Origin of the sequence: Paenibacillus sp. FSL R5-0517 (genome assembly GCF_037974355.1) — a bacterium.
Classification (GTDB): Bacteria; Bacillota; Bacilli; order Paenibacillales; family Paenibacillaceae; genus Paenibacillus.
The window spans coordinates 2,075,463-2,097,839 of sequence record NZ_CP150235.1 but is presented as its reverse complement, the minus strand read 5'-3'; the positions used below and the strand labels follow the sequence as shown (position 1 = coordinate 2,097,839).

20 protein-coding genes are annotated in these 22,377 nt (G+C 48.5%); 8 read left to right on the top strand and 12 right to left on the bottom strand.

The genetic code is table 11. The features are described from left to right. Window positions 1–22 precede the first annotated feature (22 nt). The gene (gene citZ, locus MKX40_RS09445) at window positions 23–1,135 is read right to left on the bottom strand and encodes a citrate synthase (RefSeq protein WP_339241009.1); all 1,113 of its coding nucleotides are present in this window, start codon (window positions 1,133–1,135) and stop codon (window positions 23–25) included. Window positions 1,136–1,666: 531 nt separating this feature from the next. Between citZ and ytvI the strand changes: the two genes are divergently transcribed. Further along, window positions 1,667–2,785: a sporulation integral membrane protein YtvI gene (gene ytvI, locus MKX40_RS09440; protein WP_339241006.1), complete on the top strand. Its 1,119-nt coding sequence runs from the start codon at window positions 1,667–1,669 to the stop codon at window positions 2,783–2,785. 102 nt (window positions 2,786–2,887) lie between these two features. Here ytvI and MKX40_RS09435 read toward each other — a convergent pair whose 3' ends face one another. The 8 genes from MKX40_RS09435 to MKX40_RS09400 all read right to left on the bottom strand — a co-directional run bounded on the left by MKX40_RS09435 (window position 2,888) and on the right by MKX40_RS09400 (window position 12,987). Then, a complete protein-coding gene (locus tag MKX40_RS09435; protein ID WP_076209101.1) occupies window positions 2,888–3,286 on the bottom strand; it encodes an FxsA family protein in 399 nt (132 codons plus the stop codon). 7 nt (window positions 3,287–3,293) lie between these two features. Then, window positions 3,294–3,800 carry a thioesterase family protein gene (locus MKX40_RS09430; RefSeq protein WP_339241003.1) on the bottom strand — a complete coding sequence of 169 codons (507 nt, stop codon included), beginning with the start codon at window positions 3,798–3,800 and terminating at the stop codon, window positions 3,294–3,296. A 131-nt stretch (window positions 3,801–3,931) separates the two neighbouring features. After that, on the bottom strand, window positions 3,932–5,359 hold the full coding sequence (gene pyk, locus MKX40_RS09425; protein WP_062833547.1) for a pyruvate kinase: 1,428 nt from the start codon (window positions 5,357–5,359) through the stop codon (window positions 3,932–3,934). Window positions 5,360–5,464: 105 nt separating this feature from the next. After that, the gene (locus tag MKX40_RS09420) at window positions 5,465–6,496 is read right to left on the bottom strand and encodes an acetyl-CoA carboxylase carboxyltransferase subunit alpha (RefSeq protein WP_339241000.1); all 1,032 of its coding nucleotides are present in this window, start codon (window positions 6,494–6,496) and stop codon (window positions 5,465–5,467) included. Beyond that, window positions 6,497–7,390: an acetyl-CoA carboxylase, carboxyltransferase subunit beta gene (gene accD, locus MKX40_RS09415; RefSeq protein ID WP_339240998.1), complete on the bottom strand. Its 894-nt coding sequence runs from the start codon at window positions 7,388–7,390 to the stop codon at window positions 6,497–6,499. Window positions 7,391–7,796: 406 nt separating this feature from the next. Further along, the gene (locus tag MKX40_RS09410) at window positions 7,797–7,985 is read right to left on the bottom strand and encodes a glutamate decarboxylase (RefSeq protein WP_339240996.1); all 189 of its coding nucleotides are present in this window, start codon (window positions 7,983–7,985) and stop codon (window positions 7,797–7,799) included. 284 nt (window positions 7,986–8,269) lie between these two features. Further along, a complete protein-coding gene (locus MKX40_RS09405; protein ID WP_339240994.1) occupies window positions 8,270–8,761 on the bottom strand; it encodes a phosphatidylglycerophosphatase A in 492 nt (163 codons plus the stop codon). Between the two features lie 206 nt (window positions 8,762–8,967). Then, a complete protein-coding gene (locus tag MKX40_RS09400; RefSeq protein WP_339240991.1) occupies window positions 8,968–12,987 on the bottom strand; it encodes a DNA polymerase III subunit alpha in 4,020 nt (1,339 codons plus the stop codon). Between the two features lie 266 nt (window positions 12,988–13,253). Between MKX40_RS09400 and MKX40_RS09395 the strand changes: the two genes are divergently transcribed. The 3 genes from MKX40_RS09395 (at window position 13,254) to MKX40_RS09385 (ending at window position 14,517) form a co-directional block, all read left to right on the top strand. Beyond that, a complete protein-coding gene (locus MKX40_RS09395) occupies window positions 13,254–13,583 on the top strand; it encodes a YtrH family sporulation protein (RefSeq protein ID WP_026081169.1) in 330 nt (109 codons plus the stop codon). Window positions 13,584–13,604: 21 nt separating this feature from the next. Then, the gene (locus MKX40_RS09390; RefSeq protein WP_036609856.1) at window positions 13,605–14,093 is read left to right on the top strand and encodes a hypothetical protein; all 489 of its coding nucleotides are present in this window, start codon (window positions 13,605–13,607) and stop codon (window positions 14,091–14,093) included. Window positions 14,094–14,175: 82 nt separating this feature from the next. Beyond that, window positions 14,176–14,517, top strand: coding sequence for a YtpI family protein (locus MKX40_RS09385; protein WP_339240989.1), 342 nt, complete (start codon window positions 14,176–14,178; stop codon window positions 14,515–14,517). Between the two features lie 144 nt (window positions 14,518–14,661). On the opposite strand, the gene MKX40_RS09380 is transcribed toward MKX40_RS09385, so the two are convergent. The 3 genes from MKX40_RS09380 to MKX40_RS09370 all read right to left on the bottom strand — a co-directional run bounded on the left by MKX40_RS09380 (window position 14,662) and on the right by MKX40_RS09370 (window position 16,991). Beyond that, on the bottom strand, window positions 14,662–15,996 hold the full coding sequence (locus tag MKX40_RS09380; RefSeq protein WP_253433039.1) for a DRTGG domain-containing protein: 1,335 nt from the start codon (window positions 15,994–15,996) through the stop codon (window positions 14,662–14,664). A gap of 212 nt (window positions 15,997–16,208) precedes the next feature. Beyond that, complete coding sequence (locus tag MKX40_RS09375) at window positions 16,209–16,493, bottom strand: hypothetical protein (protein WP_085981456.1); 285 nt, start codon at window positions 16,491–16,493, stop codon at window positions 16,209–16,211. A 150-nt stretch (window positions 16,494–16,643) separates the two neighbouring features. Then, window positions 16,644–16,991 carry a YlbF family regulator gene (locus tag MKX40_RS09370; protein ID WP_036609862.1) on the bottom strand — a complete coding sequence of 116 codons (348 nt, stop codon included), beginning with the start codon at window positions 16,989–16,991 and terminating at the stop codon, window positions 16,644–16,646. 237 nt (window positions 16,992–17,228) lie between these two features. On the opposite strand from MKX40_RS09370, the gene MKX40_RS09365 reads away from it, so the two are divergent. The 4 genes from MKX40_RS09365 to MKX40_RS09350 are packed head-to-tail and all read left to right on the top strand — an operon-like array spanning window position 17,229 to window position 22,359. Further along, window positions 17,229–18,596 carry a YheC/YheD family protein gene (locus MKX40_RS09365; protein ID WP_339240986.1) on the top strand — a complete coding sequence of 456 codons (1,368 nt, stop codon included), beginning with the start codon at window positions 17,229–17,231 and terminating at the stop codon, window positions 18,594–18,596. Between the two features lie 32 nt (window positions 18,597–18,628). Beyond that, on the top strand, window positions 18,629–19,819 hold the full coding sequence (locus MKX40_RS09360) for a YheC/YheD family protein (RefSeq protein WP_339240984.1): 1,191 nt from the start codon (window positions 18,629–18,631) through the stop codon (window positions 19,817–19,819). A gap of 60 nt (window positions 19,820–19,879) precedes the next feature. Continuing rightward, entirely contained in the window at window positions 19,880–21,253 is a 1,374-nt protein-coding gene (locus MKX40_RS09355; RefSeq protein WP_339240983.1) for a YheC/YheD family protein, read from the top strand. After that, the gene (locus MKX40_RS09350; protein ID WP_339240982.1) at window positions 21,253–22,359 is read left to right on the top strand and encodes a YheC/YheD family protein; all 1,107 of its coding nucleotides are present in this window, start codon (window positions 21,253–21,255) and stop codon (window positions 22,357–22,359) included. The genes MKX40_RS09355 and MKX40_RS09350 overlap by 1 nt, the downstream gene beginning before the upstream one ends. Window positions 22,360–22,377 lie beyond the last annotated feature (18 nt).

Sequence of the window (22,377 nt, the reverse complement as noted above, 5' to 3'; positions counted from 1 at the left end):
TATTATACTGTTTTTGTGGCTATTAGCGAAGTTCAATAGAAACGTATTTCTGTTCTGTAGGGCCAGTGTACTCCGCACGTGGACGAATGATGCGATTGTCCGCAAGCTGTTCCAAAATATGCGCAGTCCATCCAGACACCCGGCTGATGGCAAAGATCGGAGTGAACAATTCCTGTTCGATCTCCAGTTGGGTATATACAGAAGCAGAATAGAAGTCTACGTTAGGCTTCAGTCCTTTTTGTCCTGTAACCAGTTCCTCGATCTTCACTGACATATCATAAAGGCGCGTATCATTGTTCATCTCGCCAAGTTCTCTGGACATCTTCTGTAGATGCTTGGCACGTGGATCACCGTTTTTGTACACCCGATGTCCAAAGCCCATGATCTTTTCACGATTATTCAATTTTTCCTGAATTGCCGCTTCAAGACGATCAGGCGTACCGATCTCATTCAACATTTTCATAACGGCTTCGTTAGCACCACCATGCAGTGGTCCCTTCAGTGCGCCAATGGCGGAAGTTACACCGGAATAGATATCCGACAGCGTAGCAACCGTTACACGAGCTGCAAATGTCGAAGCATTCAACTCGTGATCCGCATGCAGGACAAGGGCTTGGTCCAATGCTTTCACTGCGGTCTCGGATGGTTCTTCACCAGTCATCATATATAAAAAGTTCTCTGCGATGGAAGCGCCTTCTTTTGGAGCCACAGGTTCTTTGCCCTGACGGATACGGGCGATGGCTGCCACAATCGTTGGCAACTGTGCTTGCAACTTAACCGCTTTGTTCTCATTCGCTTCTGTTGTCATCTCATCAGCTTGCTCGTCGTACAGTGCAAGTGCAGAGACAGCGGAACGAAGTGCTGCCATGGTACTGACGTTTTTCGGATACAATTGGATTTGTGCAATCAACTCGCTCGGAATCGGCGCGTAATCGCTCAGGCTTTTACGAAGGGATTTCAGTTCATCCGTTGTTGGCAATTTACCAAACCACAACAAATAGGCAACTTCTTCAAAGCTGGCATGTTCAGCCAAATCGTCGATATCGTAACCACGGTATGTGAGCACACCGTCTACAATAGAACTGATCGAAGAGGTTGTTGCAACGATGCCTTCCAGACCTTTGGTAGCTGTCATATTACATCTCTCCTTTAATAAGCGAAATCAGGAACCATTCCAGAGTGCATATAAGTGCCAAAGTGCACCTATCCTCTTTTTGTAAACATTTTCATTTTAAAATTAACAAATATTTCAAAATGCGGTTTTCCTATCTGTCAATCGGTATTTACTTATAACATCATACTGGATTTTGTCGTTTATGTGAACATGATGAGAGTTCATTCGCACATCAAACTTCTTTATCGGACTGATAAAGCATTTTTGAAAGCCTTTACAAAAACAAGGTTGACATTTAATGTTTTTTAAACAATTCTGTCGTATGAAGAACTTTATATTGCTATATTCTGTAATACTAAGGCATACTCTAGGCAAAAGAAAGAATCCCAGTGGAGCTTGCTCAAAATGTTAGCTCTTGAACAAGCTCTGGTAACCTTCCGGCGTTTCAAAACGTGGTAAATGCTCTATATTAATTAAAATAGCCATCTATTCTTAATACTGTTTTATAGATCATACATAGGTCGGCTTAATTGAAATAAGGAGAGTTGATGCTTGGATAAAATTATACTGAAACGTCTGCTCCGCGGCTTATGGGTTATCATTGCGACCATTCTGATCGCTGTTGCCATATACTTGCTGTTCCCGCTTCTGTATCCTTTTGCGATTGCCTGGATCATCGCCTATGCCATGAATCCATTAGTGAAACTGCTTCAGCATCGAGCACGGTTCCCCCGCTGGCTGGCTGTGACTCTTTCATTGATCGTTTATTTTGGTGCCATTGCGGTGGTGCTATCAGCGGCGATTACCCGCATGGTAAAAGAAGTCATTTCACTTACGACAAGCTTTGATCTTCATGTGGATGAAATCAAGGACACATTTGTGCGCTGGACCCAGAATGACACCATTCAGAGTTTGATTGGGCAGATCAATGAATTTTACAAGGAGAATCCCAACTACCAGGAAACCATCAACAGCAATATCAGCAAAACGACCGAAACGGTAGGTACAGCCGTGACCGATCTGGTCACCGGATTTTTCAATATGGTTCTGAGCCTCCTGACTTCCCTACCTAATATGGGGGCGGTATTAATTGTTGTTCTGCTGTCTACATTCTTCATCAGCAAAAGTTGGACTCGGCATAGCATCACCGTATCGGGCTGGGTACCCTCCTCCATTCGCAAGCCAATATCAGATATATGGACTGACCTGAAAAAGGCCTTGTTTGGGTACGTGAGAGCACAATTGATCATGATCTCGATTACAGCACTATTCGTCATGATTGGACTGCTTATATTGCAAGTAAAGTCAGCCTTCACTATCGCTCTCTTTATTGGTCTGGTGGATCTGCTACCTTACTTGGGTGTGGGTCTGGTCATGGTACCTTGGGCAGCATACCTGTTTATGAACGGGGATCTGTATCTGGGCATAGGTATTAGTGTTATCTATCTGATCTTACTAATCGCCCGTCAGATTATTGAACCGAAGGTACTTGCAAGTAGTGTAGGGCTCGACCCACTCGCCACGCTGGTTGGCATGTTCGTGGGTTTGAAACTGTTCGGTGTACTTGGCTTGATTATCGGTCCGGTCAGCTTGGTCATCCTCGATGCGTTTAATCGGGCTAACGTATTGCGTGACCTCCGAACGTATATCATCAACGGACGTGTCCGATGAGACATCATCTTATAAGCACGCAGGGAAAATAGAAAAAGGCTTCGTTCAACAGAAATCATCTGCTGAGCGGAGCCTTTTCCATTATGCAAAACAACTGGTGTTTCATTTCGGACGACGATAAAACGTAATTTTGCCACTTTTCATTTTTTTCTCCAGCCATCCCAGGAAGAACAGACGATAAACCGGACGTGTTAATGGAAATATCAGTGTAAACCCGATCAGATCCGTTACAAAACCTGGAATCAAGAGCAAGAAACCACCGACAAAAATAAAAAGTCCATCGACCATTTTTCTTCCAGGTACCTTGCCACGCTCCATCTCGGATTTGGCGTCTACAAGTACTTTTCGCCCTTCAAACTGCAACATTGCTATACCAATCAAGGACGTGAGAATCATGAGAAGCAATGTCTTTCCGGCTCCGATCCAGTCACTCATCAGAATAAAACCAAATAATTCAATCACCGGAATGATTAAGAGTAAAGCCCACATCCATTTTCGCATTGACGTATTACCCCTTTCCCGAAAGCCACACCTTTTCAAGCGCGCTGTATAGCTCAGAGGCTGCCTTATCCAGCCGAACTGGCTTCCAGTCTCCATTTACCCACACATGCTGGGTAGAACCTGTAACCAGCCGTTCTCCGGGGAGTGATTCATCAGCTGACCATACCCGTTCTCCAATCGCCATATGCTCATCAGGTTCTTCAGACATGCGTCTTATGTCGTACTCATAGTTCAGTCGCAGACCACTAAATGCAGCAATACGGGTGAAAATGATAATCTCATCATCATATCGGGCAGGCTTGTGATACTTCACATCCAGTCCGGTTACGGGAAGCAGTAACCCCTGTTCCTCCATTTTACGATATGTATACCCCATTTGGCGAATCATCTCAGTTCGACCGATTTCAAACCAATTTAAATAGTTCGCGTGGTAGACCACGCCCATCTGGTCACTTTCTTGATAGCGTACACGAAGACGTGCCGCATACCAGCTACCATTGATCTGTTCTCGCATGTGATCGGCCTCCTTCGTTCTAACATTCATACGTGTTACCTCACTGCAAAGTGTCAATAAGATGGAAAAAAAGCAACGGGACAATAACGCCCCATTGCTTCTTTCCTGTTGCTTCTCCATCCAATACGCTATTAAGCGTTGTTTGGAATTTGGCTTACTTTAATCAGGTTGGTAGAACCGGAACGACCCAAAGGTACACCTGCTGTAATCACAACCAGGTCTCCTTCTTTAACCAGTCCGGATTTTACGCCGCCTTCAATTGCGTTTTCGAACAAAGCATCCGTGGAATCAACCAGTCTTCCTTTGACAGGAGTTACACCCCAAGCCAGAGCCAAACGACGGGAAGTTCTGTCTTCCGTAGTTACAGCGATGATTGGAGATTCTGGACGATACTTGGAAATCATGCGTGCAGTGTGTCCTGATTCAGTTGAAGTGATGATCGCTTTTGCGTTCAAATCTTGAGCTGAAAGGGCAACTGATTGGCTGATTGCTTCCGTAACAGTTGTTTGTTGAGCAACACGTTGCTTCAGATACAGCTCTTGGTAAGGCAGAGCAGATTCTGCTTTTTCAGCAATACGGGACATGGTCAGAACGGATTCAACCGGGTATTTACCCGCAGCTGTCTCACCGGACAACATGATTGCGTCCGTGCCATCGAAGATCGCATTCGCCACGTCACTCGCTTCAGCACGTGTTGGACGTGGGTTACGCTGCATGGAATCCAACATTTGTGTAGCTGTGATTACCGGTTTACCTGCAACATTACATTTTTCGATCATGCGTTTTTGTACCAATGGTACTTCTTCCGCAGGAATCTCAACACCCAGGTCTCCACGAGCAACCATCAGGCCGTCAGATACTTCAAGGATCTCATCGAGGTTATCGACACCTTGTTGGTTTTCAATTTTGGAGATGATTTGGATATGTCCAGCATTGTGTTTTTCAAGCAATTCACGAATCTCAAGTACGTCACTCGCTTTACGTACAAAAGAAGCCGCGATAAAATCAACACCTTGCTCAATACCAAATACGATATCGTTAGCGTCTTTTTCGGTGATACCCGGCAGAGAAATGGCAACGCCCGGAACGTTAACACCTTTTTTGCTTTTGATCGATCCGCCGTTAACGATACGGCATTTGATCTCGGTGCCTTGCACTTCCACCACAGTCAGTCCGATCAGACCGTCGTCGATCAGAATTGTAGATCCCGGTTCAACATCATTCGGAAGATCTGTATACGTAATGGAAAGACGTTCTTTGGTTCCAAGAATTTCTTCTGTTGTCAAAGTGATGTACTCGTCTTGAACCAATTCGATCGGTTCTACTTCGAGTTTACCTGTCCGAATTTCCGGTCCTTTGGTGTCCAGCAGGATCGCTACTGTTTTGTTCAACTCTTCGCATGCTTGGCGAATCGCAATGATCCGTCCGCCGTGCTCATCGAAATCACCGTGGGAGAAGTTCAGACGGGCCACATTCATACCGGCCATAATCAATTTTTTGGTGTTCTCCAGAGATTCACTGGATGGACCAATGGTACATACAATTTTCGTTTTACGCATTTTGGGTTTCCTCCGATTTTAAAGGTATTACTCTTTATCTATTTTTCTTTTTCCAACTATTAAATTTACTATACTTTTGCTCATTTGTATAGGAAATTCGTCACACTATTCAACATTTCCCGACAAATTACTCGCAGCATCTACTTCTACAAGCTCTTGAGGAGCTTCAATGGATGCTTGAGGTTCAAACGTGACCGATCCAATTTTACGGAATTTCTCATACCGATCCTGTTTCAGCTGATCCCCGCTCCAACCCTTCATCTCGTCGAGATGACGGATCAAAGCTTCACTGATGAAAGCAGCAGACGCTTCATAATCCCGATGAGCACCGCCGCGTGGCTCAGGCACGATCTCTTCAATAACTTCCATCTCCAGAAGGTCCTTGGCTGTTATTTTCATCGCTTCAGCCGCTTGATCTGCCTTGGATGCATCCTTCCAGAGAATCGAAGCAGCCCCGTTCGGAGAGATCGCAGAATAGATTGCATGTTCCAGCATCAACACACGATTACCCACAGCCATGGCGAGAGCACCGCCGCTTCCACCTTCGCCGATGACCACAACTATAACAGGAACCGAAAGCTTCGCCATTTCCATCAGGTTGCGAGCAATAGCTTCCGATTGACCTCTCTCTTCTGCAGTATTACCCGGATACGCCCCTTTAGTATCAATAAACGTAATAATAGGACGGCCAAATTTGTTCGCTTGTTTCATCAGACGAAGTCCTTTTCGGAAACCTTCCGGATGAGCGCTGCCGAAAAAGCGGGCGATGTTATCCTTCGTATCTTTCCCCCGCTGTTGTCCGATTACCGTTACTGTCTTTCCATTCAACTTGGCAAGCCCGCCAACAACCGCAAGATCGTCTCCGAACATGCGATCACCGTGCAGCTCAATGAAGTCCGTAAATATCAATTGAATCAGATCTAGCGCCGTTGGGCGTTGCTGGTGCCGGGCCAGATGCATTTTCTGTGCTGCCGTTATGCCAGTGTAAATCTCTTCTTCAAGTCTATGGTAACGTTCTTCCAGGCGGGCAATCTCGTCCGTGAAGTCGATCCCTTTTTCCTGTCCAAACTGTACGAGTTCATCAATCTTTTTGCGCATCTCAACCAGAGGCGCTTCATATGGCAACTCACCCGCCATTTAGACCCCTCCTTTTTCACTATGCATATCCAGAAGCTTGCCAAGAGTGGCCCGAAGTTCTTTCCGGTGCACAACCATGTCCAGCTGACCGTGCTGCATATTAAATTCAGCCGTCTGGAAATCATCAGGTAACTTCTGACGGATGGTCTGTTCAATAACGATTCTGCCGGCAAAACCAAACACAGCGCCAGGTTCGGCAATATTAATATCGCCCAGACTCGCAAAACTTGCCGAGACTCCACCTGTCGTCGGGTCCGTGATGACCGAAATGTACAGCCCACCCTGTTCATCCAAACGGGATAAAGCTGCGCTTGTTTTGGCCATTTGCATGAGGCTGAGAATACTCTCCTGCATCCGGGCACCACCTGATGTGGAGAAAATGATCATTGGCAAGCGCTTTTCTGTTGCATGCTCAATGGCACGGGTAATTTTCTCCCCTACAACCGAACCCATGCTGCCTGTGAAGAAATCAAAGCTCATGACAGCCACAACTACAGGCAGGCCCTCAATGGTACCTTCCCCTGTAATTACCGCTTCCTTTAGGCCCGATTTCAGACGTTGTTGTTCCAATTTGTTGCTATATCCAGGAAAGCCAAGCGGATCAACTGATATCATATCAGCGTCAAACTCAACAAACCCTTGATCATCAAGTACCATAGCAATGCGCTCCATAGCGTTAAGACGCATATGGTAACCACAGGCAGGACATACTTTCAGATTTTTCTCCAATTCCTTGCTATATTGAATGGTGCCGCATTTGCTGCACTTGTTCATAAGCCCTTCAGGTATTTCACGTTTTGGGCGTTCTAGGACTTCCTGGCCTTCGCCGGGAAGTGCACGCTCGGAAGGTATGGTAGCGTACTTCCGTTTCTTCTGGAATATATCTTTGAACACAACTACACCTCTCCAGCCGTTGATTTGATGGCCGCAACCTGCAGTGCGCTGCTTGTGACAGCTTCATCCGCGTGCTACGGTAAACCGCTTACGACCCACACGCTGCCATGGGCCTTGTCCAGCATTCACAACAAAAAAATCCGCCGGTACAGGGCAAGGATCAGCGGCTTCTGTCAGCACGATTGATATTACCTGCAATAACCGAAAGATTGTTGCGCCGATGTTTTGAATCTATCTAGGTAGGGTCTCCGGGAGCAACCAGGTCGGTCCTAGTCCTAACAAAAAAAGAAGGAAGGACAGCAGCATACAATACATGCAAGTCGATTCCTCTCTCCGCTTACGCGGTTAGTCCCTTATGTACCGATGGTACTTCTTCCTCTGCCAAGGCACGTCGATGTCGAACGAATCAGGAATGCAGAATGGAATTCAACACTTCCTGGACCTCTTCCAATTCCCCAGAAGGGACGCGAATCTCAAATTGCTGCTTGGATAAACTGATGGGACGGGTCTGTACCAGAAAACCTTCTTCCGAAAGCCTGGTCTTAATCTTGTCCGCAACCTTTGCTGTCGGCGCAATGTAAATCACCGTCCACATGCCTTGTCCGCCCCCTAAGCTAATGTTCAGAGCCCGTATATTGGACTAATGATAACATACCTCACTTTTTTTCTGCAAGAAAGGGTTCGGGACCTTGGGGGAGAATTTGGGATCATGAGGGACATTAGTCCCCCACAAATAACTCATATGGTTGACGAAATCTTCTTATTGATACTTCTTCCATAAGCAGCCCTAAACGTATCAGGGCAGCGTCAGCCGCCCTTGGAGACCTTCATATGAGTCATAAGATTGATCACGGCATGCAGGCATGGAAATACAGGGGGTTAAAGGTCTGAGGGGTATTTTTTGGCTTTAATATTTTTGTGTGCAATCCGGGCAGAAGCTGCAGCGGCCACCCCTGCAACCAGGTCATCCAAAAAGACATGAATGGCTGTTGCATGTTCATTCAAATCATGAATGACACCTATTTTTTCTTTATCCAGATAACCAAAGCTGGTTAAACCAATCATACCATACACATGAGTAATGCCGAGGGCCAGAGTCTCGTCCACTCCATACAGGGATTCATCCGCTTCCATAATAGCTTGTAACGGTTGGGGCAAGAGTCGCTTCTCCGCAAGTTCGTCGAGAGCAATACCTGTATAAAGTGTATATTGCACCTCTCGTTTCTGCAGAACGGATTTCACGCTGGTAACACAGTCGTCCAAGGTCAGTTCGGGGTGGTACCCTTTTTGCAGACGGTATACAATTGCGGCGATTGCATCAATCTGTACCCCGCGCCGGGCCAGCATGGCTTCTACGATTTCATATGACATATCTCGACCTCCCGCATCAATACCCCGAGGACCACTCGGTCCTTCGGTGTTCTCAAGTGTATGCAGTAACCTGTTAAAATGTTCATAAAATGTGCGGATGGTGAAATCAGGACCGCGATACAACGATCACAAAAAAACCTGTTCAGCATTTAGCTAAACAGGTTTCATATTGTTGGAATAAAAACGATCACTAACGAGATAACCGCTTATTTAATTTTGACCGTCCCTTCACCCAGCATCTTCTCCATGTCGGAGAACAGGGCTGGTGATGGTTTAATTCGGTAGGCATTACTCAGTGCAAGCAGCTTCTGTTGCTGCTCATAGAAGAGCACCGTCGCAACAGGTCCAGGGTGCTCCTGAAGCAGCTGCTTCAGACGTGCCAGAAGATCAGGCTTCTCCGCATGCGGGCCAATCTTCACGAACACCCGCTGCTCCACCGCCCGCGGTTCGCGGCTCTGCGCCTGGCTGCCGGACGCTTCAGCGGCACCGCCAGGCCGGGAAGCCGCAGCCGTGGCTGCGCCCATACCCGCCGCATCGCTGCGCGTCGCTGCCGAGCCTTGGCTCCCGCTGCTACGAGCAGCGGAAGCATCCCCGCCTGCGCTGCTGCGCTGCGCTTCGGCTCCTGCGCCCGCTGGCCGCCGCGGCGAAGCCGACGGCGCCGAGCGCGAAGAGCTGCCGCTGCCGGGCTTGCCGCGCCGGTCACGGCTACGCAGCTGCTGCTCCAGTGCCGCCTGTGACAACGGCACCACTTCCTCAGCCAGCAGCTTGAACCCTTCGTCCTGCTGCTGCACTTTGGCACGCACGACGAGCAGTTCACCTTTCCCGACATGCTGCTGGCTACGCCGCCATACCTCGGGAAAGAGAACCACTTCGCAGCGTTCGATCTGGTCTTCCAGCTCCATGAACGCCATGGCCTTGCCCTGTTTCGTCGTAATTGACTTCACAGACACAACCATACCCGCGGCGACGGCCATTGTGTCGTCTGCCGCCTCGGTCAGCTCCATGATCCGGTCAGCCCCACTCGATTCAAGCACATCTTCATAGTCATCCAGCGGATGCCCGGAGAGATACAAGCCTAACAACTCACGCTCTAGCTCCAGTTGCTGCCCAGAGGAATAAGGAGGAATTTCCGGGTATTCAATCTCCCAGTTTGGCGTCTCCACAAAGTCGAACAATTGAATCTGCAGATCCTCACGTTCTTTGCGCCATTTCAACGCGGCTTCAACGGTCTCATCCAGCATCGCCAGCAATTGGGCCCGGTGTCCGGGTAATGTGTCAAAAGCTCCGGCCTGGATCAGCGATTCAATCACACGTTTGTTACATACACGCAGATCCACACGACGACAAAAATCGAGCAGACTGTCGAACGGTCTCTCCTGCCTTACGATCATAATGCTTTCCATGGCTTGGGTACCGACATTTTTCACAGCAGCCAGACCGAAGCGAATTGCACCCTTTGAGGTAGCCTTCACCAATTCCGGTTCCTTCTGGTTGTCGGTTGCTTCAGGCATGGCTGTCGATGCCTGCCACTCATATCCACCACTGTCCTCTTCGGAGCCAGGACCCGGATCATCCGGCAAAGGTGCTTCACCATATTCAGCTTGTCCCGAATGCTCCTCATGCTCACGAACATGTTCTTCTCTGAAGGAACTTCCGTTACCGTTCGTGGTATGTTCTTCGGCCACGCTTCCGGTGTCACTCTCTGCATCGGCTCCCGCAGTCTGCTGCGATACAATGCTCTGATCCCCGGTGCCTGCGCTACCGGATGGTATAAATACAGGCGTAAACAAAATACCGCTCTCATTCACATCCGGCGGAAGCACCTCCATATCCATACGCCGACATTCCACCACGTACTCTGCCACTTTCCGATGACTGCCCATCACGGCTGTCAGCATGGATGCCATAAAATGCACAGGATAATGCGCCTTTAGATAAGCCGTCTGGAATGCAAGCACACCATAAGCTGCGGCGTGAGCACGCGGGAAGCCATAGTTGGCAAACTTAACGATCATGTCATAAACAAGGTCAGCTTCTTCTTCGCTATACCCTTGCTTCAGACTGCCTTGTACAAAGTGACCACGCTCCAGATCCAGCACTTCCCGTTTCTTCTTGGAGACCGCTCTGCGAAGCAAATCTGCTTCACCCAGCGAGAAACCCGCCATCCGGGAGGCAATCTGCATGATCTGCTCCTGATACACGATGATGCCGTACGTATCTTTCAGAATAGGCTCCAGATCCACGTGCGGGTAATCCACTTCGATCTGTCCATGCTTACCCTGAATGTATTTGGATATGAACTCCATCGGACCCGGACGATACAAGGCAAGTACCGAGATCACATCTTCAAAACTACTTGGCTTCAAATCTTTCAGCACACGGCGTACACCGGCAGATTCCAGTTGGAATATGCCCATCGTGTCACCACGGCCGAGCATCTCGTAGGTCAAAGCATCATCATCGGGAATAAGACGGAAGTCCGGAATTTCTCCATGTTCCCCAATCCAGCGTACACACCGCTCAATGATTGAGAGGGTACGCAGACCGAGAAAGTCCATCTTAAGCAACCCAATTGACTCCAGGTTTTCCATGGAATACTGGGTCAACGCGGTCCCTTCACTGCCCTCCTGAAGCGGCACCGCATCGGTCAGCGGATCACGGGAGATGACCACCCCCGCTGCATGCGTGGAAGCATGACGTGGCATACCTTCGACCTTCATCGCCATATCCAGCAGTTCACGGGTTTTCGGCTTGGTTTCATACAGCGCCTTCAGCTCAGGTGTCGCTTCCATGGCCCGCTCGATGTTAATGCCGAGTTGCGCCGGAATCAACTTCGCAGCCTTGTCTACTTCGCCATAAGGCACATTCAGTGCTCGTCCCACATCACGTACAGCAGCACGGGCAGCCATCGTTCCAAAGGTAATAATCTGGGCGACATGGGCTTTGCCATATTTATGCGCGACATAATCAATAACCTCATCCCGCCGTTCATCGCTGAAGTCAATATCAATATCCGGCATGGAGATCCGCTCGGGATTCAAAAAACGTTCGAAGAGCAGGTTGTATTTCATCGGATCAACATCCGTGATGTGCAACGTGTAGGCTACCAGACTTCCTGCCGAGGAGCCCCGGCCTGGGCCAGTAACAATGCCTTGTTTATGCGCATAGGCGATAAAGTCCCAGACAATCAAAAAATAATCCGAGAACCCCATACTGTCGATCACACCAAGTTCATAGGCCAGCCGTTGTTCAAGTTCGGATCGAAGCTCCTCGTCTGTCCAGCGTGTGGACTGCGCGTAACGCTCCTCCATGCCTTCTTCGCACAATTGACGCAGATATGCCGAAGGACTGAGTCCATCGGGAAGTGGTCTGTATTCAGGCAAAATCGATTTTCCGAACTCCAACTTCAACTCACAGGATTCCGCAATGCGGACGGTATTCGCCAGAGCTTCCGGTACATGAGGAAACAAACGAGCCATCTCTTCTTCACTTTTCAGATAGAGCTGATTCGTTCCAATGCGGAGCCGATTCTCATCATCCACGGTCTTGCCCGTTCCGATACAGATCAGTACATCCTGAAGCTCCGCATCTTCTTCCGAAAGATAGTGGGCATCATTCGTCGCTACAAGCGGAATCTCAAGTTCAGCCGCCAGTTTGATCAACTGGGGATTCACCCTTTTTTGCTCGGAAAGCCCATGATCCTGAAGCTCCAGATAGAAGTCTTCACCAAAAATATTTTTATAACGCAACGCCGCACGCCGCGCTTCTTCCTCTCGTCCATGCAATAAGTGCTGAGGAACCTCGCCCCCCAGACACGCGCTAAGACAGATAATTCCCTCATGATGGGCAGCCAGACTTTCCATATCGATACGTGGTTTGTAATGAAAACCTTCGAGATGTCCAATCGAGCACAATTTCATGAGATTACGGTATCCCGTCATGTTTTTGACCAGCAAAATCAAATGATGAATCGGCTGATCCTTACGGCTTCCCCGCTCTTTGCGGGACCCAGCTGTCATGTATGCCTCGCAACCGATAATCGGCTTGATCCCCCGTTCAATACATGCTTTATAAAAAGGAATTGCACCATACATTACGCCATGGTCGGTTAGCGCCAGTGTTGTCATTCCGAGATCTGCAGCCTTATTCACGAGATCCGGAATACGCGCAGCGCCGTCCAGCAAACTGTATTCGCTGTGAACGTGCAAATGCACAAAAGAACTCATGTTTTTTTCTTCCTTTCGCCGCAGATAGTCACAGCATCGGATCTTCTGATCCGTTTGCCGCTCTATCTTTCTCTTATATATGAATTAAATAAATAAAAAAATGGAATCACCTTAAAAAATCGTGACTACCTCTTAAAAGGAGACTTTATTATTCTATTTTATCATAACGTTCGGGGGCACGCCCATACAATAGAAGTACAAGCCGCTCCCCCTGTGACAGACCGAAGACAGGAGGTGTGCTGCTAGGTCTGAAAGGGGTGTTGCCAGTGAGCACATTTTTGTCCAAAGCCATTCTTGATTTCTTTATTGCGTTTGGAATCGTGCTGGGTGGCGCGATGATCGGAGGTATTGGAGCGGTGATTTCTCTCCAGCCTCCAACACAGACGATGCTCGATATTTCCGGGAAAATAAAGATATGGGCACTCGCAGCTGCTGTGGGTGGCACCATTGATCCCATGCGTGTCATCGAGAGCAATTTCCTGGATGGTAACCTGTCTCCAGCGGTCAAACAAATTCTGTATCTGATCTCTGCTTTTATGGGCGCACATATGGGAACAGAACTGGTAAAGTGGGTGTGCGGCGGAGGCCGGAGCTAATATGAGACAGGAACAGCGTTCATGAGAGTTCCGCCATTCTCCCGTTACCGCCCGCTGATGCGAATGACTGCTGTATTTGTTCTGGGAATGATCGCTGGATGCGTCGTCTACAATGGGGTATTTCACCTGAGTTACAATGCGTTGTGGCTGAACAATCAGGAGCTGCAGCTTCAGCTGCATCAGAATGAGGAGGATATCAAAACGCTGAAAAAATACAGTAAACGCCAAACCGTGATCAAGGAAATCAAGGTCCGTGCAGAAGAGTCCGATAAGGGGCCAGACGAGGCTTCTCTGAAAGTGATGTTACAGAAGCTCGGAGACGAACTTGAGGTGCTCCGCGGAAGAGATGTATTCAACATCGACGAGTATAGCAAAATGACGCGAATCATGCTGAATCAGAAAGTGTACTCCGTCAGGGAAAAGGAATACACCGTTCAGGTCAAAACGATGCTGGTTATGGAAGGCGTACTGCAAGTTTGGGTACAGATTCGCATGCATGTTCCTGCGTAACAGCAAAAAACTGCCCTTGTCTGCATCTCTCCATGGTACAATAAGGGCAGTAAATGCTTTCCAGAAAAGGAGCTGCGTCTTTGTGTTCATTGATGTACTCAAATATGTACTAATCGCTATCTTTACTGTTGCCATGGTTTTGGCAGCGTTGAACAGCATTCGTTCACACAGAAGCTCGTATGCTACCAGCGCTGGTCTGTACCGTTCGTGGATGAATATCTGGATGGGTGGTATGCTTGTTGTTCTTGCGCTGATCCTGATGTTTGTCTTCACGGGTTCCACCTTATCTGTGGTTGTGGAAGCGCTATTTCTAATTATGGGTGCGTATAATGTATTTGCCGGAATACGTAACCGCAGTTATTATGCGCGGATTCAACAACGGTCCAGTAACGGATCAGGTACAACTTCCGGACAATCTGCATGATTTGTTGAAGTGCTATGATTGTGTCTGCAAAAAAGAGAGTACTTCCCTTCATTAAGCGAAGCCAGAATGCGCTACAACGCAACCCGGCAAAGCTTCTCCATGAGGGAGTACTCTCTTTGTCTATACCTGAGGCAATACAACGTGCTAGGCGTGGTCAATGGACTGCAATGTCATTACAGCTTTGCATACCACACTGCCTTCACGTGTAACCACAATGTCCATTTTGCACGTTCGACGACTGGTTTCCAGAATTACAGGTCGAACCAGAATCTGATCCTCAATCTGTACCGGTCGAACAAAATAAGTCGTGACATTATCCACCACATGGTCGTTCCCTGTAACATCCCACGCTGCCCGCCGGCCAGCCTGTGTCATCACATTCAACAGAACGCCTTCGGAGATCGTACCCAGATCGGTTGCCATCTGAGGAATGATGAATCCGTGAAATAACAGTTCATTCTGATCACCGCGTTCCTCGGCAAACCCGTTCCAGATCAGATGATCAAACGTCTCTCCCAGTTGTGGCTGCTTCTGTGCATCCCGCATGGCCTGAAGCACTTCCTTGCGTGTGACGGATGCAATCAGTTTGCGGTTGCGATCCACGATTGGCAGAAAATCGATGCCCTCCCAGGTCATAATTTGCGCAGCGGAAGCAAGAGAGGTTTGCAGCGACGCCGTAATCGGGCGGCGAACGACACATTTCTCAATACTTTGATCCGCGGTCAGCTCACTGACATCCTTAAGACTGACAATGCCAATGACCCGGTTCCATTCATCCACGACTGGAAAACGATGTTCACCCGTCTCCGAGACCAGCATATGAAAATCTGCGGCTGAGCTCGTGACTTTCAATACCTGCAAGCGAGGTTTCTGACCAATGATATCCTCAACAAGCATGATTTTTTTCTTAATCAGCCGGTCAAAGATCGCACGGTTAATCATGGAAGCCACCGTGAATGTATCATGTCGGGATGAAATAATCGGTAGCCCAAGCTCGTCAGCCATAATTCTTACTTCACGGCTGGTTCCAAACCCACCCGTAATCAACACGCCTGCTCCCTGTTCAAGGGCAAGCGAGTGAGCATCCTCACGGTTACCCACAATTAACAGACTCCCAGCATCAATATAACGCGCCATCGCCTGTTCTTTCATCGCACCTATCACATACTTGTGCAGCGGTTTGGCTAGACCTTCGTTACCACCCAGCACATGGCCCTCTACAATGGTCACAACATCAGCAAAGGTCAACTGTTCCGACATGCCCCGAGGTCTCTTCTCAATCCGAACGGTTCCAATTCGTTCCTTGGTCACGACCAGTCCGAAGTTCTCTGCCTCTTTTACGGCACGGTAGGCTGTCCCTTCACTTACACCGAGTTCCCGTGCAAGTCCACGCACTGATATTTTGCTGCCAACCTTCAGTTGTTCAATATGTTGAAGTAACTGTTCATGCTTCGTGACGTTCTCTTCCTGTCCGTCCAACTGTACCACCCCCGAAGATGCATCTGTACTATTCTGTACCTATTATAACACGCCTTCAGGAAAATAACCCCACTCCCATCTCATTCTCATAGGCAAGGTTCCCCCTCTGAGTTTAATCGCTTAATTATCCTCTAATCCTGTATGTAGCAAAAAAGACCGGACCCCTTGAGTCAAGGGATTCCGGTCTCTCATGTTGTATCTACTACTGTACCTTATACAGACTCGCTCCGCTCCTGCTTGTCCAGCAGTTTCATCTCCCACTGCCGCAGCTTCGCCCGGCGAACGGCTTCCAGTGCACGTTTCTTCTCTTCATCTACACCGAGAATAAAATGTAGGTGTGCACCAACGATTAATAAGGAGAATAGCACCCATACGATGCCAAAAATATTAACCCAGTCCATTCCTCCAGCAAAGGAAATCCGCGGCAGTGCAATGACCAGCATCGACAACGCGATAAGCAGATAGATTACATGTTTTGCTTTTTTCAACCTCTTCACCATTCACAGCTCCTTCGTTCGTGATCGACTCTATATTCTAGTCTATGAACGGTAAGGGGCTAATATGAAAGGTTCAGGTAAAAAAACAAGACAACCTTTAGGTACGTGTTCATCCTTCGTAATCAAAAGTGGACTTTTTGAACTACCTTTTTACGCTTCAGCGCCACCGTACAGATGACCCAGGCTGTCTGCAATAATTTTGTTCACGTCTTCAATAATGACACTGAGACGACGCTCCGCATCAAACAAACGACGGATGTTCAGATTCAGACTCAGTACTTCAAACAGTTTCTCCATTTTCTCCATCTCATCCGGAGCTGGCATATCCCCGCTCATCATACGTTGTTGCAATTCCATTTGTTGATCACGAAAATTATCCAGCATTGCTTTTGCATCCGGATCAGCTTCAATCAGCTTCATCGCGGAAGTAATCTCTTCCACCTCGCTGCTTTCTCTCAGTGCTTTGGCCAAATCATTGGCTTTGTCATAAATGTTCACTATTATTCCTCCTCAGATTGGTTTGTTCTTCCGTGTTAATACACGCTTTTCTCCGCGGTCAAACAAAGGCGGTCTGAAACAGGCCGTCGATATCCTGCCTCGAAATCAAATGCATTTAATCCATATGGGTCAATCACCAAGGGTTATATGTCCTCATATGATGAAGCACATGCCATGTTCAGATGCCGTTCAACTTCGAGATCAGACATCAAGTTGCCGCCCGGAAGGAGATCCGTGATGTCCACTAAAAAAGTAACGATTCAGGTTACCGGCTCGGGCATCCTGCAGGACGACGTCATCATGCTGGGCGAAGGGGTGCTCAAGGCGCTTAAAATCCCTTCAGGAAGGCCGCTTCAGCTGCAATTTGGCTCTTTCCGTCGCGAAGTCACTGTCATTCCGGTTCCAAGGTATGATGGACTGCGCATCAATCAGACAGTTGCCAGCAAGACCGGTCTCGTTCCACGTTCGGTCCTGAGGGTATCCTATCGTTCAGCCAGCCGTACCCTTCGCCTTGGGCCCTACATCAGTGTACTGGTTAGCCAGGATTATCCCGATCAGCCCGATCGGCCCTTTGGCTCCATCACGATGTTCTGTCAAGAACTGGTGAACGCCTGCCGTAAGCAAGGCGCCTATGTATCCTTTTTCACACCGGAGGATATTGGAGCGGTAACGGGTTATATGAAAGGCTGGGTGTATGATGACGGCTGGAAAAAGACTGTTCTGCCTGTAGCAGACGTCGTCAATAACCGGCTAACGTCCCGCAAGCTTGAGAACAAACCTAGCGTACAGCATTTTATGAAAGAAGTAAAATCGCTCTACGGAACGCAAACCTTCAATGAAAAGTTTCTGGACAAAAATGAAGTATTTGACGCACTCAAGTCCATTTCAACGCTTAAACGAGTTCTTCCCGAGTCCCATTTGCTCAAAACATCCACCATGCTCAAGACGATGTGCAACCGGCATCCGGTTGTATTTCTGAAGCCCGTACGCGGTTCTTTGGGCAAAGGCATCATTCGGGTCTCACGTCAGACGGACGGAAGTTTCCTGACTCTGGCGACTGGCGTTGGGGGTACCCGGAAACAAACGTATGCTTCTCTGGATAAACTGTATGCCAGTATGGCTGGGAAAATGAAAACAACGCGTTATCAGATCCAACAAGGGCTGACTCTCATTGATAACAGTGGCAGGCCCGTGGATTTCCGCGCGCTCGTGCAAAAGAACCGTACAGGTAAATGGAGTGTAACCTCCATCGTTGCACGAATTGCGGGCGGGAGTCACTATGTATCCAATCTGGCAAGAGGTGGAAGCCTCAGCACCGTCAAAGAGGCGGTTGCCAAAACGCAGTTGTCCGGATCGGCCAAAGCTTCCGCATATGCAGGATTGCACACCGCAGCACTGGATATCGCCAAAGGGATTGAGAGTGCCATCCCTGCTCATTTTGGTGAACTCGGTATTGATCTGGCCCTTGATACCACTGGACGCGTATGGCTGCTCGAAGTCAACTCCAAACCATCCAAGAATGATAATACACCACTGAGTGAGAGCAAGATCCGCCCATCCGTCAAAGCCATGCTCGAATATTCCACGTATCTGGCGGGTTTTTGAAAAGTCATTCTACAAAGGAGAGGTGCAGCGAAATGTTTCCATCATCTGAGATCAAAACAATGGCCATTCTGGTGCGTGCAACTGAAGGCTCACCTCCCTTCACGGATGAATTTTTCTGCCGTCGTCTCAGCTTGGGGAGTGTGCGATACGCCCTTCAGATTATTGTGATTCCAATATCGGTTGATGCAGCCCATCTCCCTCTTCAATGGGGATATGTCTATCATCAAGGGAAGTGGAATTCGGTACCTGTCCCTGCGGTTGATCTTATTATGGATCGTTGCCTTCGCCCTCTCCCAAGGAACGTCAGACAGAAGCTTAAGGAACAGATACGAACGAAGGACTCAGGTCAACATCGTTATTGGTCGGCTTCTCTTCCAGGAAAATGGGAGGTACATCGTCTGTTGTCCCGAAATTCTGAGTTGCGGTCACAACTTGCCCCCACCACCCGGATCGGATCGCATATTCCTTGGGAATCGTGGCTGGACCGTTGGCCCAAAGGATTATTCTTCAAACCGATATCCGGGACTCATGGCAAAAATACCTTTCGCCTGTCTCGGGGATTAACTCCATCCACATGGATCGCGGAGGGGCGTAACGAACACAATGAACCCTTTTTCCTTACATTCAACCATACTCAGGCTGTATCTTCCTGGCTGGCATTACAACAGGCTGAGCGCAAGATGATCGTGCAGCCCTATCTGGAGCTTAGCCATCAAGGAAGAGCATTCGACATACGGGCACTAATGCAAAAGAATGGGCACGGTCGCTGGACGCTTACCGGATGTATGGTACGAGAAGGACCCGAAGGTTCACTCACATCCAATCTTCACGGTGGGGGCAGAGCCTATCCGGCCCATGCATATCTGCTCCAGCGATATGGAACGACCCGTACAGAAACTCTGCTAAAGAACATCCGGCAGACTGCTACGCTAATCCCCACCCTGCTGGAGAGCCGTTTCGGCAGGTTAGCCGAATTGGGGCTTGATTTCGGAGCAGATGCAGAGGGCCAACTCTGGCTAATTGAAGTCAACTCCAAACCAGGCCGCACCTCATTCGCAGACGCGGGCGACCGACGCATGCATATCCTGACTTATACCCGGCCGCTTGCCTATGCCCGTTATCTGTTGCAACAACATGTTCTCACGGACGTCATTCGTCCAATGAAATTGTCGAATACATCCAGCAAAGCTGGCCTGAAACCCATCCCGATTCACGGCGGCTGAGGCCCGCAGTGCCTGCTTGCCATGGAGCCCAAGGATCTTTTCAGGATAGGAGGATAAATCATGAGTTTGACCTTTTGCAATCTGCATTTCACCAAGCAACCGGATAAAGTGGTTTATGTATCCAACGCTTTAATGAAGAGCCTCAATCTGTCCGGCAAAAAAACGGTGAACCTTCGCTTCGGGCGTGACCGGGTACCTGCAACGATTAAACCAATCAAAAAAGCAGGTAAACATCTGTATCTCGCTTCAGGTATCCGTAATATGATGAACGTTCCCAAACGGGGCAGTATTTATCTCCGGAATTTGCAAAATGATGAGGTTCAGTTAGGTCCGCTGATCGGCGTACTCTCTGATGGGCCTGCGACGAGCACTAATCCATTCGGTTCCCGTACGGGTTTCATCAAACAATTACTCCGTGAAGGCAGCCGAAAATCCTATATTTATGCCTTTACTCCCCGGGATATCAATTGGCAGAATGAGACGGTATCCGGTTTTTTTCTGAATGAAAACGGAAGCTTTACCCGTAAAACGGTACCTCTGCCCGATGTTGTCTACAATCGGTTACCAAGCCGTCGTTCCGATTTTTCACCTGCCATTAACCAACTGCGGGAACGATTTGTTCGTCGGAAAATCCCGTTCTTCAACTGGAGCTTTTTCAACAAGTCGGATATCTATACATTGCTCGAGAATGAACCGGTGGCAGGTCGTTATATTCCCGAATCCATTACGAATCCGTCCGTTGAACAGATGAAGGAAATGTTGGAACGCCATCAGTTCGTCTATTATAAGCCCACCGCGGGAAGTCTGGGGAACGGGATCTATCGCCTGACTTATTCGCCCAAACGTGGTTACTTCGCTCGTTATCGCAAAAAAGGCGGTAATGCACTCCTTCGGTTTGGGTCCTTCAACAGCCTGATGCGCATGCTTCAGGGAAGACATGGTAAACAGCTTCGCGGATATGTTGTTCAGCAGGGAATACGTCTAATTGAGATTGATGAATGTCCAATTGATTTCCGTTTTCACATGCACAAAAACGGTAACAATCAATGGGTCGTTGTCGGGATTGGAGCCAAAAAGGCAGGACGTGGCAGTGTTACAACACACATCAAGAATGGCGGCTCCCTAATGACTCCTGAGCAGGCGCTCAGTCGCAACTTCGGCGATCGTGCGGGAGAAGTTCTTCAGCATGCCAAATCCGTCGCTATTACACTGGCCCAGGCGATTGAAACCCAGCACCAGCATCTGATTGGTGAGATTGGCTTTGATCTGGGCATTGATCAGGAGGAACATGTATGGATGTTCGAAGCGAACGCCAAACCCGGGCGCTCCATTTTCCGTCACCCTTCACTCCGAGTGGAGGGAAAATCATCGGTGGAGCACATTCTGGAACACTGCCTGTATTTGAGCAAGTTCCGGAAGAAGGAAGAAATTTGATGAGCCTTCATGATGATTTCAAACCTGTCATTGCTGTTTTGACCATGCATGATAATCAGCGTATGTTCAGGGGGAACCATCAAAATTTTCAGGATATCCTGCAGACAGGCGAGAGCATGGGATACGTGGTGTACATTGTGACTGTGCGGGATCTGAACGTGGGTGGTCCCACCGTGAAAGGATATACGTACAACAAGGGAAGCGGAAAGTGGGTGTCACAACCCTTCCCCCTTCCCCATGTTCTGTACAATCGTATTCCCAACCGGGAAGACGAAGGAAAACCTTCCGTTCAGCGCAAAATTGACGAATGCATGCAATCAGGAATCGAACTGTATAACCCGTTCTTTTTCAACAAATGGGATCTGTTCGAATGGCTTAAGAAGTCTAAATCAACTCAGCAACTTATCCCTTATACCCGTCGGATGCGAAGTGCTTCTTCTCTGGGTGCCGTTCTGCGGAGCTATCCCTATCTATACCTTAAGCCTGAGAGCGGTAAAGCGGGCAAAGGGATCATGATGCTTAAATTTCAGGAAAAAGAACGGCTTCCCTATCGACTCAAAATACAAACCACACGTAAAAGCATGACCTATAAAGCAGCTACACTCGCCAAGTTGTGGGCACGGATTCGCAAAGAAACCGGACATACGCCTTATATCATGCAACAAGGCATAGAACTGGCCTCCTCTCGTAAACGCCCCTTCGATCTGCGTGTTCTGGTACAAAAGAACAGCAAGGGGCAGTGGAGTGTGACCGGTGTAGGTGCGAGACTTGCTGGCTCCCGCAGTATTACAACGCATGTGCCACGCGGCGGGACCGTAGAAGACCCTGAGAAGCTGCTGACCGAGCTTTTTGGGGAAGAACTGACAACAACCCTGATGAAACGTGTGAAATCCACTTCATTAATGATCGCAAGGCAGGTAGAACGGGGATCGGGTTACACACTCGGAGAAATGTCCATGGATCTGGGCATTGATGACCTGGGGGAACTCTGGTTCTTTGAAGCCAATGCCAAACCCATGAAGTTCGATGAACCACAGATCAGACGGAGGTCATTGGAACGTATATTTCACTACAGCGCTTATCTTGCCCGTCAGTCCACACGATGATCGACAGGAATACTGCAA

Excerpts from the sequence above, each read along its gene's own strand:
- citZ (WP_339241009.1), bottom strand. The coding sequence starts at position 1,135 with ATGACAGCTACCAAAGGTCTGGAAGGCATCGTTGCAACAACCTCTTCG.
- MKX40_RS09435 (WP_076209101.1), bottom strand. The coding sequence starts at position 3,286 with ATGCGAAAATGGATGTGGGCTTTACTCTTAATCATTCCGGTGATTGAA.
- MKX40_RS09430 (WP_339241003.1), bottom strand. The coding sequence starts at position 3,800 with ATGCGAGAACAGATCAATGGTAGCTGGTATGCGGCACGTCTTCGTGTA.
- pyk (WP_062833547.1), bottom strand. The coding sequence starts at position 5,359 with ATGCGTAAAACGAAAATTGTATGTACCATTGGTCCATCCAGTGAATCT.
- MKX40_RS09420 (WP_339241000.1), bottom strand. The coding sequence starts at position 6,496 with ATGGCGGGTGAGTTGCCATATGAAGCGCCTCTGGTTGAGATGCGCAAA.
- MKX40_RS09410 (WP_339240996.1), bottom strand. The coding sequence starts at position 7,985 with ATGTGGACGGTGATTTACATTGCGCCGACAGCAAAGGTTGCGGACAAG.
- MKX40_RS09405 (WP_339240994.1), bottom strand. The coding sequence starts at position 8,761 with ATGTCATATGAAATCGTAGAAGCCATGCTGGCCCGGCGCGGGGTACAG.
- MKX40_RS09400 (WP_339240991.1), bottom strand. The coding sequence starts at position 12,987 with ATGAGTTCTTTTGTGCATTTGCACGTTCACAGCGAATACAGTTTGCTG.
- MKX40_RS09390 (WP_036609856.1), top strand. The coding sequence starts at position 13,605 with ATGAGAGTTCCGCCATTCTCCCGTTACCGCCCGCTGATGCGAATGACT.
- MKX40_RS09365 (WP_339240986.1), top strand. The coding sequence starts at position 17,229 with ATGTCCACTAAAAAAGTAACGATTCAGGTTACCGGCTCGGGCATCCTG.
- MKX40_RS09360 (WP_339240984.1), top strand. The coding sequence starts at position 18,629 with ATGTTTCCATCATCTGAGATCAAAACAATGGCCATTCTGGTGCGTGCA.
- MKX40_RS09355 (WP_339240983.1), top strand. The coding sequence starts at position 19,880 with ATGAGTTTGACCTTTTGCAATCTGCATTTCACCAAGCAACCGGATAAA.
- MKX40_RS09350 (WP_339240982.1), top strand. The coding sequence starts at position 21,253 with ATGAGCCTTCATGATGATTTCAAACCTGTCATTGCTGTTTTGACCATG.